Raw genomic sequence first — 14,267 nt, forward strand, 5'->3', positions numbered from 1 at the left:
CGGCATTTGGCAGTCGCGGTTCCTTGGCCGTGAGAGCCAGGGCTGCCCGATGCGGAAAAGCTCCCAAAAAGCCCACGAATCATAGGTGCTATGGACAACGAATCGGCTTATATTGAACCATGTCAAGCCGCAGGCATTCCGCGACTGCCACTTCTGCAAGCCTCGGTGTCCCTCCTGCCGAGCAGCGCGCTTCCCTGCTTGATGCCCGCTACCACCATGATTCCTGTGGCGTCGGCTTCATTGCGCGCATCTCCAACGAGCCATCGCACGACGTGCTTCTTCGCGCCCTAACTGCGCTCGGCCGGCTCGCCCATCGCGGCGCAGTCGCTGCCGACGGCAAGAGCAGCGACGGTGTCGGCATCCTGACGCAGATTCCCCGCGCCTTCCTGCTCAACGCGGCTGGGATCACAATCCCGGAAAATCGCGCACTCGCCGTGGCCATGTGCTTCTTCCCTGCGGATATCGATCCGGCACCTGCACAGCGCGAACTCGATGCGGCGCTGGCCGCGCGGCGCTGCCGCCTGCTCGCTTGGCGTGAGGTGCCCACCCGCCCGGAGCACCTGGGCAAGCAGGCGCTGGCGTCCGCGCCACGAGTGCTGCAAGCGCTCATCTCCGCGCACCCCGCCGAACTCGACGATCGCCTCTACCTCGCGCGCAAACAATTCGAGCGGCAGAAGACGGCCGTCCACATCTGCTCTCTGTCTGCTTCGACGATCGTCTACAAGGCACTCTGTGCTGGTCGCGTGCTGTCGGAGTTCTACCCCGACTTGGCCAACCCTGCATTCGAGACTGCATACGCGATCTTCCACCAGCGCTATGCCACGAACTCCGAGCCGGCGTGGAGCCGTGCACAGCCGCTGCGCATGCTCGCGCACAACGGAGAGATCAACACCGTCTGGGGCAATCGCGCGCGCATGGACGCCCGTGCTGGCACGATCCCGGCCGAGTATCACCCGCTCTACTCTGAAGACGGCTCCGATTCGACCAGTCTCGACGAAGCAGTGGAACTGCTCGCTCGCAACGGGCGCAGCGTTAGCCAGGCAGTGCGCATGCTGGTGCCGCCGGCACGGCTCGAAAAGGTCTCCGAATTTATGCATTACCACGCCGACTGTGTGGAGCCTTGGGACGGACCGGCAGCGCTCACGTTTGCTGACGGGCACCTGATCGGCGCGGCGCTCGATCGCAACGGCCTGCGGCCCTGCCGCTACTTCATCACGCGTGATGGCATGGTCGTCGCCGGCTCGGAGGCAGGGCTCTTCGATCTCGACCCGGACGCGATCCTTGAGAGTGGCCGGCTCGGCCCTGGCGAGATGATCGTCGTCGACCTGAAGAGCTATGAAGTGCTCGACACGCGCGAGATCCTGGCGCGCTTCGATCGCGAAGTCGAATACGAGACCCTCGTCTCCGACGTGGCGTTGATCGATGCACAGGATTGGAAGAGCGGTCTGGCAGCCGAACGCCTGCTCGAACTGCAGCGCCTCTTTGGCTACACGCGCGAGGACGTCCGCATGGTGCTCCAGCCGATGGCAGCCGATGGCAAGGACGCCATCTGGTCCATGGGTGATGACACGCCCATCGCTGCGCTGGCCCGCTCACCACGGCCCGTCTACAACTACCTGCGCCAGCGTTTCGCTCAGGTGACGAATCCGCCTATTGATGCGTTGCGCGAGGCCTGCGTCGTGCAACTGCACACGCGCCTTGGGCCCTGGCCACACCTGCTCGATCCGCACGCGCGCATCCCTGGGTTATCGCTCGCATCGCCATTTCTCTCGTTGGGACAGGCGCAGGCGTTGCGCGAGCGCAGTCACCCGCTCGCCGCCGAGCTGCCCACCGCGCTGCTCGACTGTGTCTTCGGGACCGGCGAAACGCTGGCGGTCGCGCTCGATCGAGTGCGCACTGAGGCGATCGCTTTGGTCACCGGCGGCGCGCAGTTGCTGCTCTTGTCCGATGCAGCGGCCGGCGCGGACAAGCTGCCCATTCCGATGGCGCTGGCCACCGGCGCCGTCCATCACGCGCTGATCGACGCCGGCATTCGTACGCGCGTCGGTCTCGCCGTCGAGGCGGGAGACTGCCGCGACCTGCACCACGCCGCAGTGCTGCTCGCCGTGGGCGCGGGCGCAGTGTGCCCGTGGCTCGCGCTGCAAACCGCAGCCGTCGCCGCGCCTGACAACGGCGAGACGAACATGCTGAAGTGCTTCGACCAGGGACTGGCGAAGATCATGTCGAAGATGGGCATCTCGGTCGTCGACAGCTATCGCGGATCGCAGCTCTTCGACGCCATCGGGCTGAACGATGAAGTGGTCCGCCGCTGCTTCGTGGGCATGCCTGCGCCGCTCGGCGGCATTGGCTTTGCAGAGATTGAAGCGCAGGTGCGCCAGGCATGGGGCGGCATCTACACTGCGGAGCCCTCTCCAGCAGGCGGCGATCTGCCCGACTACGGCTGGGTCCGCTTCCGCAAGGCGGATACGGCAGAGCCCCACGCCTGGCAACCGCAGCGAGTGAAATTGCTGCAGAGCAGCGTCGGCTCTGTGCGCGGAGCAGCTGCCGTCGCCGAAGTGCAACCGCTTCACGTCATCACCGGTGCGACAGAAGCCGCGCCCCAGGTGCTGCGTGATCTGCTCACGATGTGCGCGGCCGGTCCTGTACTGGCGGAGACAGCCGTCGAGCCCGCAACCTCCATCACGCCCCGCTTCATCGCATCCGCCATGTCCCTCGGTTCACTCAGCCCGGAGGCGCACTCGACCATCACCGAGGCGATGAACCTGCTCGGTGCGCGTTCGAATACCGGCGAGGGCGGCGAGGACCCCGGTGTCTATGCGCCCGATCCGCTCACGGGTGGCCGCTCCCTACGCAACAACAAGATCAAGCAGCTCGCGTCGGGGCGCTTCGGCGTCACGGCTGAATACCTGGCCAACGCAGAAGAGATCGAGATCAAGGTCGCGCAGGGTTCGAAGCCTGGAGAAGGCGGCCAGCTGCCCGGCCACAAGGTAACAGAGCTGATCGCGCGTCTACGGCATGCACAGCCCGGCGTCATGCTGATCAGTCCACCACCGCATCACGACATCTACTCGATCGAGGATCTGGCACAGCTCATCTACGATCTGAAACGCGTTAACCCGCGCGCAGCGATCGGTGTCAAGCTGGTCTCGTCCTTCGGCGTCGGCACCATTGCAGCCGGCGTCGCCAAGGCGTTCGCTGATTACATCGTCATCGCCGGACACAACGGCGGCACCGGTGCTTCCCCGCTCTCGAGCATCAAGCACGCCGGCAATCCGTGGGAGCTTGGACTGGCCGAGGCACAGCAGTCGCTGCTCGCCGAGGGGCTGCGTGGTCGCGTGCGGTTGCGCTGCGACGGCGGCTTGCAGACAGCGCGTGACGTGTTGATCGCAGCCATGCTGGGCGCCGATGAGTATGCCTTCGGCACCGCTGTCCTCGTGGCACTGGGCTGCGACATGGCGCGTCAATGCCATCTCAATACGTGCCCCACCGGCATCGCGACACAGCGTCCGGAGCTCCGCGCAAAATTTCGCGGCAAGCCCGAGCACATCATCCGCTTCTTCGATGGCCTTGCGGGCGACCTCCGCTCCATGCTCGCGAATCTCGGCCTTGCGACGCTGGGCGATGCAGTCGGACGGACTGACCTGCTCGAGCAGACACGGCACCTTGGCGGCCTCGACCTCGCGGCCATGCTGGCTGCGCCGGTCGATGGCGTGCGTGCCTGGGCGGGACAGCGCAATGCGCGTCCCCATCAGGAACAGCCACTCGATGATGAGTGGATTGAGCCGGCGCTCCAGGCCACCCGTCGCGGAGAGTCGTTCACCGCGATCGCAGAGATATGCAACAGCCACCGTGCCGTGGGCGCCCGCCTCGCAGGCGAGCTCGCGCTCGAGCGCCTGGACCATGCGGGCGCGCAGCCTCCGGCCATCGACATCCAATTGCAGGGCGTGGCTGGCCAATCTTTTGGCGCCTTCGCCGTGCGCGGCATGCGGCTCGTGCTCGAAGGCATGGCGAATGACTTCGTCGGCAAGGGCCTCTCGGGTGGCGAACTCGTGCTGCGTGCCGAGGGTGAGGCAGCGCGCGACAGCGCCCGGCATGTCCTGCTCGGCAACGTCGCCCTCTATGGCGCGACCGCCGGACGTCTGCTGGCAGCCGGGCGCGCGGGTGAGCGCTTCGCCGTACGTAATTCCGGCGCGACCGCTGTCATTGAAGGCGTCGGCGATCACGGCTGCGAGTACATGACCGGCGGTGTCGTCCTGGTGCTGGGCCGCGCGGGACAGAACTTTGGAGCTGGCATGACGGGCGGCGTGGCCTGGGTGCTCGACGACGATGGCAGCTTTGTCACCGAGCAGCGCTACCACCCGGACTTCCTGCTGGCTTCAACGCTTGCCGATCAGCCCGAAGCCGCCGCACAGGTGCGTGAACTGCTGGCCCTGCATGCGGAGAGCGCGCACAGCCGCAAGGCCGCAGACCTGCTCGCCGATTGGGAAGGCACCGCGCGCAAGCTCGTGATGCTCACGCCGCGTCCACAGTAAAGATTGCGCTGTGTCCGTGCCGCTTATCGTGAAAGCGCCGGCGCGGGCCGCAGCGCCTGGATGGCGGCGCTGAGATCCTCGGCAAGCTGCGCTTTGCGGGTGTCCTCGAGCGGCTTCCCCGCCTCCGTGAGATAGAAGACGTCCACTGCCAACTCGCCCTCAGTGTCGATGAGAGCGACGCGGATATCGCAACCGTGCATCGCGATGCCTGATGCAATGGCCCGCAGCAGCCCCGGCCCGTCCTGCGCCACTACCTGCATCACTGTGCTCGCGGCGGACGCCGTGTCATCGAACGAAATGCGCGTCTCCACCTGCATCTTCACCGGCGCGGTCGCCAGATGACGACGTGCACGCATCATGCCGTCCACCGACGCACGCCTCGTCACTGCGTCCATTACTTTCTGCGTGAAGCGGCTGAACTCGGATGGGTTCAGCTCTAGCGTGCCAAATGAGTCGGCGAAGAGAAAGCTGTCGACGACCACACCAGCCTCGTTTGCAAACGCCTCTGCCTTCACGATGTTCATGCCCAAGGCAGAGAGCGCACCCGCCAGATCGGCGAACAGCATCGGGCGATCCTTCGCAATCAGCACAAGCTCGAACAGGTGCCGCGCCTTCCGCAGGGAGAGCTGCGCTGGCTGGCGCTCAAGCTGTGCCGACATGTCCAGGTGCGCACGAATCTGCTCCGGCAGGCGTGTCTGCACATACCGCTGAGGCAAGCCTTCAAGGAAGCGCTTCATCTGGTCGACACGATCCGGAACAGTGGAGGTGATGCGTCGCAGCAGCGCCGGATCGAGCGATGCGTGATAGCGCTCCTCGTCCACGCTGCGGTCCATCCAGTTCGATGTGGCGATGAAGAGCTGCCACAGATTCTCCGCCTTCCATGGTGTCAGCGCTTCGGGATTTACAGCCCGCACATCCGCGTACGTCATCAGGCAGAGCATACGCAGCCGCGTCGGAGTCGCTACCTTCTCGGCGAGCGCGCGCAGTGTCTCAGGATCGAAGATGTCGCGGCGCAATGCGGCCGACATCACCAGGTGGTCGCGGATGAGAGCGAGAATCGTCTCTCGTTCTTCAGGCTCGAACTCCATTCGATCGAGCACGGCTTCGGCCAGCTCCACACTCTGGGTCGTGTGCTCGCCGGAACGGCTGGCCTTTCCCGTGTCGTGCAGCAGAAGCGCGAAGAGCAGCAGCTCCAGCCGGTCGATCTCCAGCAGCAACCCCGCAAATCGTCGCTCCCAGTCCTGTTCCACCTGTTCGAGCGCGTGTACGTTCTCGATGGTCAGGAAGGTGTGCTCATCGACGGTGTAGCGATGGTACGAGTCGCGAATGACCAGTGCGTCGATGCCGTGGAACTCCGGAATCAGCATCTCGAGCACGCCGAGTGTGTGCATCGCGCGCAGAGCGGCTGCTCCGTGGCGGCCCAGCAGAATGCGCTGCAATGCAGTGCGAAGGAACGGTCCCTCGGGCAAATGCAGGTTCAGTTCCGGCAAGGCATCGCTCAGCGCGCTCTCGGCACGCGAGCTAAGCCGATGCCCCTGCTCAGCAATCTCGGCAAAGACACGTAGCATCGCTTCGGGATCGATGCCGCCGGCCTCGCTTTCATACTCGATTCGCCCATCGCTGATGGTGAACGGCGTGCCTTCGAGCGGTAGCGATCGGCGTCGCCGGGGGAAGAAACTGCGCGCTGGTGCTGGTGGCTCGAGTAGTGCTCCAACACTGCGTGAAATAGTGCGCGCATGGCGGTAGTAGGTGCGCATCCAGTACGCAGCGTCCGCTGGACTTGTGTCCGCGACCCCGACATGCGCCGCGCTTGCCTCATCCTGCGCGTGCCAGCTCAGGATGTTGTCGTCGCGCCGCGTGCGGAGATGCAGAAAGCAGCGCGTCGCGCTCAGGAAGGTAATGGCAGACTGCGCGTCCGGCTCCAGCCGCAACTGATCCTGTGCGGGCCAGCCACGCGCGGAACGCATGTGGCTCAGCGCGCGAATCCAGCACACAGTATGGTGATCCCGCATACCACCTGGCGCCTCTTTTACGTTTGGCTCCAGGTGAAAGATGGTGCCGCCGAACCGTGCATGCCGCTCTGCCAGCCCGCGCCGCAACAGCCTCTGGATGCTCTCGCTCTCACGTGACAGCACGGCGGGAACGATCTTGTCATGGAGCAGTGCGAATGACGCGGCGTCGCCAGTGACGAGTCGCTGATCCAGCAGAGACAGCGTGAATTCGTAGTTCTCCGGCGCGAAACGCTCGCACTCGCGAACCGTGCGTGTCGATGTGCTGGCCCGTAGCCCTGCATCCCACAGCGCCTGGCTCACACTGCGGATCAGCTCACGTGCATTGCTCTCGATGCGCGGCTCGGCACAGACGAAGAGCAGGTCGATGTCCGAGTAGGGGAACAACTCCCGGCGCCCGTAGCCCCCTGTGGCGACAACAGCAATCCCGCGGGAGGCAGCATGACCGCTTGCCTCAGACCACAGGGAGGTGACCAGCGCGTCCACGGCCGCAGTGCGCGCATGCAGGCAGGAGAGGCCGTCGCCGGTGCGAGAGAATGCCGCGCTTGACTCAGCAAAGGCGGCACGGTATCGATCTGTGGCGGTAGTGACGAAGGATGGGGAGTGCGCCATGTGCAGGAGTCTCCTTCGCGAAAGCCTGGGTCGAACTTAGAGAGCGGTGTCTCCGCGCTCGTCATTACGGATGCGGATAGCTTCATCGATCCGCGAGATGAAGATCTTTCCATCGCCAATGTGACCAGTGCGCGCGGTATTGGCAATCGTGCTGATTACTTTTTCTGCTGCGTCGTCGTGCACCACGAGCTCGATCTTGATCTTCGGCAGAAGGTCGACCGTGTACTCGCGGCCGCGATAGAACTCAGTATGACCCTTCTGGCGTCCGTGACCGCGCGCCTCCAGAATGGTCATTCCTTCGACGCCGATCTCGATCAGCGCCTCCTTCACAGCGTCCAGCCGCGACGGCTGGATGATTGCCTCAATCTTCTGCATGCATCTCCTCGTCGTGGACTGCGCCTCAGGCCCAGTCGTATCCCTCTTCGCCGTGCTGCGTCACGTCCATGCCTTCCTGCTCGTCTTCGACAGACATACGCAGCCCGACGACCAGGTCGACCACCTTCAGCAGCACGAGCGTGCCGATCACAGATAGCACAATCGCGATCAGGATCCCCACACTCTGGTTTAACAGCTGGCGTCCGTGCCCTTCAAACACGCCGACTGGCAGCGTGTTTCCTGCCGCGTCTTTGAAGACGGGGTTGACGGCGCTGCTTGCGAAGAAGGCGGTCAGAATCGCGCCAAGAGTGCCGCCGACTCCATGCACGCCGAAGGCATCGAGCGAGTCGTCATAACCGAGCCTCTGCTTCACGATGGCGACCATGGTGTAGCAAACCACGCCGGCAAGGGCACCAATCACAAGCGAGGACATCGGCTGCACGAAACCCGCTGCCGGCGTAATCGCGACCAGTCCAGCCACCGCGCCAGAGATGCCGCCAAGAGCGCTCGGCTTGCCCTGGCGCACCCACTCCGCCACCATCCAGCCGATGGCCGCGGCGGCCGCACCGAGATGCGTGTTGACAAAGGCGCTGGTGGCAAGCGGACCCGACGAAAGCGCTGATCCGGCATTGAAGCCGAACCAGCCCACCCACAGCAGGCAGGCGCCAATAAAGCTCAGAACGACAGAGTGCGGTGCCATCTTCACTGCGGGGTAGCCCACACGCTTGCCCAGGTAAAGTGCACATATCAGCGCCGAGACGCCCGACGTGACGTGCACGACGGTCCCGCCCGCGAAGTCGAGACACGGGAATCTGCCGCCAGCAACATTCAGCAGTCCACCCTGCCCCCATACCATGTGCGCCATCGGGTCATACACAAACAGCGACCACAGCACCGTGAAGAGCGCCATCGCACTGAACTTCATCCGCTCAGCGAAGGCGCCGGTGATCAGTGCGGGCGTGATGATGGCGAACATCATCTGGTAAATCATGTAGGTCTGCGCCGGGAAGGTAGACGCATACGCGGGATCGGGCGAGGCTCCGACACCTTTCAGAAGCACATGGTGCAGTCCGCCGATAAAGCTCGTGCCTGCGTCGAATGCAAGGCTGTAGCTGATGAGCGCCCACGTGATCGTGATCATCGCCATCATTGCGAAGCTCTGCATCATCGTGCCGAGCACATTCTTTTTACGCACAAGCCCGCTATAAAAAAGCGCGAGCCCGGGGCCCGTCATCATCAGGACCAGCGCCGCGCTGACCAGCATCCAGGTATTGTCCGCACCCATCTGCGCGTTAGCCACGGCCTGCCTTAGCGCGGCAACATCCGCTGCGCTGGCCGCACCGCCCTGCGCCTGCGCCCACACTGGCAGGCACAGCAGGCCCGCCCACACACCACACAACTTGACCAAAGAACGCATCCGGCTCCCTTTGAGCAGAGATCAAACTGGAAGGCGCCGACCTGCACGCGGAGTGCGGCGTAGATTTCTGATGAATCTGAACATCACGGGGACCCGGGGCAGACACACCGGATGCGACAAGGATCACGGTGCAGCCATTGGCGCGGGGTCCCCTTCGAGTCTGTCATAGTTCTGGCCGCGCGCAAAGCTCTGTCTTCCCCGGCTAGTGGGTCACTCTGAAATTTGGTGTGTTGAAACCGTAGCGGTGTGCCCGACCCAAAGCATGTGTCCACGTCCTACGGTGAACGCCAAAACCTCACTGTGCGGATGTCGATGCGCCGCTTTACCCGGCTCACAAACGGCTTCTCGAAAAGGTGGATAACCACGGCCACGCCGTGTACTCTACTCGCCTCCTACAATCTCTGCTGAGTACATCAAACGCTCCGCGTCACCCCAGCCATGGAAAGCCGGACTCACCGATCACGTTTGGAGTGTCGAGGAATGGTGAATCTGTTGCCGCAACCGCAAGCGAAGTAGCGCGGCCATTACAAGAAAGCAACGGCATGAGAATTCCAGATGACCCAGAAATTCGAGCGGTTGGATGGGTAATGGCCCTCGGCTTCTGGGGGCTTTTCGGATATGTGATGTTTGTTGCGCCTGGATTGAGGAAGTGGCGAGTTAAGAGAATGCGCACGAAGCGCAAAAAGACCAGAGTGACCCACTAGCCTTCCCGCCAAAACGGATTGCGCCTGACCTGCGTCCTAAGGCTCTCTTCCTCGTCCATGGTCTTGGAAGGTTCTCCCGAACGTCATGTCCCCCAGGCCCCCTGCAGAGCCCGACAATCCCCAACCGAGCAGCCGCAGCCTTCGCGCGCTGGAGTGGGGCAACTTCTTCCTCGCCGATGTGCAGACTGGGCTCGGTCCGTACCTCGCAGCGTACCTCGTCACCGCGCACTGGAATCCCTCGGCCGCGCTCTACGTGCTGACCTTCGGTGGCTTGGTGACCGTGCTGCTGCAGACTCCTGCTGGCGCCGTGGTCGACCAGTTCCATCGCAAGCGCATGCTCGTGGTGGTGGCGGCGCTCGTCCTCGGGTCGGGTGCAGTCCTGCTGGCACTCAGCACGACGAAGACCGCGGTCTACTCCGCGCAGGTACTGATCGGTTCCATGGTGCCGTTCCTCGTGCCTGCGCTCGCCGCCATCACGATGGGACTGGTGGGGCAGCGCGGCTTCGATCGGCAGTTCGGGCGCAACCAGTCGTTCAACTCGGCAGGCAATGTCATGGCTGCACTGCTCACGCTCGCGGTCAGCCGGGTCTGGGGCAATCGTGCGATCTTCTTCGCTGGCGCCGTCCTCATCCTGCCAACGATCCTCTCAGTGCTGCTCATTCGACCTGAAGAGATCGACTACGACCGCGCCCGTGGTGGCCGCAGTCGCGCGGAGGAGTCGCAGGGCCTGCGCCCTGTCCTGCGCCTTCTCGCGCACGACCGCGTGCTGCTGCTCTTTCTTCCCTGCTGCTTTCTCTTTCACTTCGCCAATGCAGCCATGCTGCCAGAACTCGGCGAGTTGCTGAGCGGCAAGCAGCCAAAGACCGCAGTCGCCTTCATGACTGGCTGCATCCTGGTGACGCAGGTCATGATCTCGTTGACGGCGGCGTGGATCGGCGGCCTGGCCGGCCGGTACGGCAGACGGCCCCTCTTGCTGATTGGCTTCGGCGTGTTGCCCGTGCGCGCCGTGCTCTACACGCTCACACACGTCCCGGCACTCCTGATCGGCATCCAGGCGCTGGACGGCGTGGCAAATGCCATCTTCGGCGTGGTCTCGATTCTCGTCATCTCGGACCGCACGCATGGCACGGGTCGCTTCAACCTTGCATCGGGCGCGCTGGCCACTGCGGTAGGCGCGGGTGCAGCCCTCAGTAACAGTTACGGTGGCTTTCTCATCTATGCCGTCGGCTTTCGAGGCTCGTTCCTGGGCCTGGGCGGCGTCGCACTCGTAGCATTCGCACTTCTCTACCTCCTGCTGCCAGAGACGGCCCGCTCCGAGGCCAAGAAAGAAGCAGCGCTTCAGCCAGAGCCGTCGGAGAGCCCAGCGTAAGCGCGGCACGACGCCTCGCTTACGCTCCCTACCAAGACCTTGAACGATGCGGCCGTGCTCCTGGTGACGCATCTGGGGGCCCGGCTTGACTTTGCCACGCCCTTTTTCGATCATTCGTGCATGCAACGCGTTCTGAGGCAGCGAATGCCTATGGCCATGCGAACCCTGGGCGGTCCGCTGTCCACGCCTGGAGCCTGAGCGCTCCCCTCCGTGCACACAGCCGCCCAGGGTCTCACCGCGATCCCTGTTGATGGCTCATCATTCCCTGTGCTCAGGAGGACTCCATGCCCTTTGATCTCGACTCTCATCTGACCGGCGCTGTCCGCGGCGGTCTTCGCGCCGACCCCGCTACCGGCGCTCTGCTCACGCCGATCTATCAGTCGACGACTTATCGCCAGGACGCCGTCGGCGTCCACAAGGGCCACACCTACTCGCGCGCGTCGAACCCGACGGTCTCCGCGCTCGAAGAGGCTCTCGGCGTGCTAGAAGACACGCCGCCTGCGATCTGTTTCGCCACCGGCATGGCCGCGATCTCGGCCATCTTCCTCGGACTGCTCAAGGCAGGCGATCACGTCGTGCTGTCGGACGTGGTCTACGGCGGTACCGTGCGTCTCTTCCACCAGGTCCTGGCGCCCTTCCAACTCACGGCAAGCTTCGTCGACACCGCCAATCCAGCCGCGGTGAAGGCAGCCATCACGCCCGCGACCCGTATGGTGTTCATCGAAACGCCGGCGAACCCGACGCTCAAGCTCACCGACGTGGCGGCCATCGCCGAGGTCACCCGCCCCGCCGGCCTGCTGCTCGTGGTCGACAACACCTTCATGACACCAGTGCTGCTGCGCCCGCTTGACCTCGGCGCGGATATCTCGTTGCTCTCGACCACCAAGTACATCGAGGGCCACAACTCGACCGTCGGTGGATCGATCGCCTCGCGCGACGAGCGCATCCTTGATCGCCTGCGGCTGGTGCGCAAGACACTCGGCTCCATCCAGTCGCCGCACGAGGCATGGCTGACGTCGCGCGGTATCAAGACGCTGCCGCTGCGCCTGCAGCAGCACTCGCGCGGTGCCCAAGCTGTTGCGGAGTGGCTGGAACAGCAACCGGACGTCGCCCACGTCTACTACCCGGGGCTGGCAAGCTTTCCCCAGCGCGACTTGGCGGAACGGCAGCACGCCTTGCACGGCGGCATGCTTGCTTTCGAGCTGAAGCAAGGTGCAGAGGCGGGTGTCGCGCTGATGAATGCGGTGCAGCTCTGCGTATTAGCAGAGAACCTCGGCGCGGCAGAGACACTGATCACGCACCCCGTCAGCATGACGCACGGCGATGTACCGCGGGAGCAGCGGGAGCGGGTGGGGATTACGGATGGGCTGGTGCGGCTCTCGGTCGGACTCGAGGACCCGCGCGACATCATCGCGGACCTCAGCCAGGCGCTCGAAGCGGCACGCCGTTCTGTTCCGGCGGTGAGCTACTCCGGCAGCAGGTGAGCACCGAGGTCGGTCAGCACGCGCTCCTCAGGCGCATTGGCCTGAGTCAAACAACCGAGCTCGACCTTATTGCGCCCGGCAGCCTTGGCACGGTAAAGCGCTGAGTCGGCGGCGTCCACCAGGGCGCCGCGCGTCAACGCCGGGGCCGGGATCACCGAGCAGACACCGATGCTGACCGTGAGCCGACCCAGTGGCGAGCCGTAATTCTCCAGGCCAAGCTGCTGCACGCGTGCACGCATCGCCTCGGCGGTCATCATCGCGCCATCGGCATTCACGTTGGGCAGCACGGCGACGAACTCCTCGCCACCATAACGGGCCAGCACCTCGCCACCACGCTTCAAATCGCGACGCAGCATCTGGGCGACCGCGGTCAGGCATTCATCCCCTCGCAGATGGCCATAGCGGTCGTTCAGCGCCTTGAAGTGATCGATGTCGAGCATGATGAGCGAGATCGGCCAGCCGGAGCGCATAGCGCGATTCCACTCCACTTCGAGCACCTGCTCGAAACGCCGGCGATTCGCCACACTGGTGAGCGGATCGACCAGGCTCTGCTCATGCAGCTGGCTGTTCAGCAGGCGTAGCGAGCGCTCGGTGTCATTTAGATTCTCCTGCACCTGGCGCAGACGAGTCTGCAGGATCGAGGCCCGGAAGGTATAGATCAGCAGCGCGGCCAGCACCGCCGCGAAGCCGAGAATGGGCCGATGCTGCGCGATGCGCGCGCCCAGCAGCAGCACGCAAATGGTGAAGAAGACCGGGCTGGCGTTGTAGACCATCATGGCGCCCCAACTGCGGGCCCGGTGTGGACCGGCCAGTTTCATGGCTCGGGTCGGAACGGTCGCCATGATCGTCACCAGCGCGAACGGCATCATCCAGAAGACCTCGAGTGCCTTGCCGTTGGTTCCCGCGACAAACGCATCGAGATAATTCAGTGGAGTCGAGACACACAGCATTGCCCAGGCGAAGGTGCAGGCGGTGCGATGAAAGTAACGATCTTCCCCGTCGGGCATCGCCAGCAGACGCACCGTCGTCGTCACCGTCAGGGCCAGGTTCTCGCCCAGATACAGGGAGGTCAGCTGCGCCGCCGGCAACGCGTTCTGCCGGAAATGGCTGTTCATGTAGAGCGTGACGTACAGCAGGACGATAGCAAGCGCCGCCTGTGCACTGTCCGATACCAGAATGGCGGTTGAGTCCTGGTCCTCCCCCACCGAGCAGACAGCCAGCAAAACGAAGATGCCGTAGACCAGGAACCAGAAGTCAGACGGCAGGGCGGCCGTCTGCAGGTTGTGGCGCAACACCGTGCCGTACGTGTAAAAGCCCTGGCCGACGCCCCAGATCCACATACCCACGCCCAGCAGGCGCCACTTGTCCGCCAACGTGGTGGCTAGCCCCTGGCCGCGCCACAGGCAGGCCAGGCCACCGAGGGCCGGAACCACTGTGAGCAGCACGTTCGTGGTGAGCAGCGAATGGAACACCGCTGCCGCCAGCACATGCAGCATCATCAACCACAGGATGAGGAGCAGCGCCGGTTTGGAGATTCGCTGAATCAAGAGTTTTAAGGACGTTATCGGTCCTAGCGAGAGTACCCATCAAGTAGACGGCGCGGAATGATACTCAGGCGGGATTACCGGAGGGAACAGCCAGTCCAGGCGAGGAAACAGGCGAACCACCACGTATTTCAGCCGTCCGGCCTGGCAGGTACCCCGTTGAGTTGCCTTACTTTACAGCAGTCCCCGCAGCCCGAACAGCGAAATATCGGAGTACTATT

Annotated in this window: 7 protein-coding genes and 1 pseudogene; 4 read left to right on the forward strand and 4 right to left on the reverse strand. The window is 64.0% G+C overall.

The window, feature by feature from the left end; genetic code table 11:
• Positions 1 to 119: 119 nt before the first annotated feature.
• On the forward strand, positions 120 to 4,532 hold the full coding sequence (gene gltB / locus AC5IJH_RS06450; protein ID WP_491901988.1) for a glutamate synthase large subunit: 4,413 nt from the start codon (positions 120 to 122) through the stop codon (positions 4,530 to 4,532).
• 23 nt (positions 4,533 to 4,555) lie between these two features.
• Here gltB and glnD read toward each other — a convergent pair whose 3' ends face one another.
• The 3 genes from glnD to AC5IJH_RS06465 are packed head-to-tail and all read right to left on the reverse strand — an operon-like array spanning position 4,556 to position 8,945.
• Positions 4,556 to 7,153: a [protein-PII] uridylyltransferase gene (gene glnD, locus AC5IJH_RS06455; protein ID WP_491901989.1), complete on the reverse strand. Its 2,598-nt coding sequence runs from the start codon at positions 7,151 to 7,153 to the stop codon at positions 4,556 to 4,558.
• A gap of 36 nt (positions 7,154 to 7,189) precedes the next feature.
• Positions 7,190 to 7,528: a P-II family nitrogen regulator gene (locus tag AC5IJH_RS06460; protein ID WP_491901990.1), complete on the reverse strand. Its 339-nt coding sequence runs from the start codon at positions 7,526 to 7,528 to the stop codon at positions 7,190 to 7,192.
• 25 nt (positions 7,529 to 7,553) lie between these two features.
• Positions 7,554 to 8,945: an ammonium transporter gene (locus tag AC5IJH_RS06465; protein ID WP_491901991.1), complete on the reverse strand. Its 1,392-nt coding sequence runs from the start codon at positions 8,943 to 8,945 to the stop codon at positions 7,554 to 7,556.
• A gap of 240 nt (positions 8,946 to 9,185) precedes the next feature.
• Here AC5IJH_RS06465 and AC5IJH_RS06470 point away from each other — a divergent pair.
• From AC5IJH_RS06470 to AC5IJH_RS06480, 3 genes and pseudogenes are all read left to right on the forward strand, one after another.
• Positions 9,186 to 9,461: pseudogene (locus AC5IJH_RS06470) on the forward strand (IS1 family transposase); the annotation flags it as partial.
• A gap of 273 nt (positions 9,462 to 9,734) precedes the next feature.
• The gene (locus tag AC5IJH_RS06475) at positions 9,735 to 11,018 is read left to right on the forward strand and encodes an MFS transporter (protein WP_491901992.1); all 1,284 of its coding nucleotides are present in this window, start codon (positions 9,735 to 9,737) and stop codon (positions 11,016 to 11,018) included.
• A gap of 284 nt (positions 11,019 to 11,302) precedes the next feature.
• A complete protein-coding gene (locus tag AC5IJH_RS06480) occupies positions 11,303 to 12,502 on the forward strand; it encodes a trans-sulfuration enzyme family protein (protein WP_491901993.1) in 1,200 nt (399 codons plus the stop codon).
• On the opposite strand, the gene AC5IJH_RS06485 is transcribed toward AC5IJH_RS06480, so the two are convergent.
• On the reverse strand, positions 12,484 to 14,049 hold the full coding sequence (locus tag AC5IJH_RS06485; protein WP_491901994.1) for a GGDEF domain-containing protein: 1,566 nt from the start codon (positions 14,047 to 14,049) through the stop codon (positions 12,484 to 12,486). The two genes, AC5IJH_RS06480 and AC5IJH_RS06485, sit on opposite strands and share 19 nt — an antisense overlap.
• Positions 14,050 to 14,267: the final 218 nt, after the last annotated feature.

It is taken from the genome of Candidatus Dedyshia acidiphila (genome assembly GCF_051025295.1).
Taxonomy (GTDB): domain Bacteria; phylum Acidobacteriota; class Terriglobia; order Terriglobales; family Acidobacteriaceae; genus KBS-83.

Coding starts and splice junctions, on each gene's coding strand:
- gltB (WP_491901988.1), top strand. CDS start 120: ATGTCAAGCCGCAGGCATTCCGCGACTGCCACTTCTGCAAGCCTCGGT.
- AC5IJH_RS06465 (WP_491901991.1), bottom strand. CDS start 8,945: ATGCGTTCTTTGGTCAAGTTGTGTGGTGTGTGGGCGGGCCTGCTGTGC.
- AC5IJH_RS06480 (WP_491901993.1), top strand. CDS start 11,303: ATGCCCTTTGATCTCGACTCTCATCTGACCGGCGCTGTCCGCGGCGGT.
- glnD (WP_491901989.1), bottom strand. CDS start 7,153: ATGGCGCACTCCCCATCCTTCGTCACTACCGCCACAGATCGATACCGT.
- AC5IJH_RS06475 (WP_491901992.1), top strand. CDS start 9,735: ATGTCCCCCAGGCCCCCTGCAGAGCCCGACAATCCCCAACCGAGCAGC.
- AC5IJH_RS06460 (WP_491901990.1), bottom strand. CDS start 7,528: ATGCAGAAGATTGAGGCAATCATCCAGCCGTCGCGGCTGGACGCTGTG.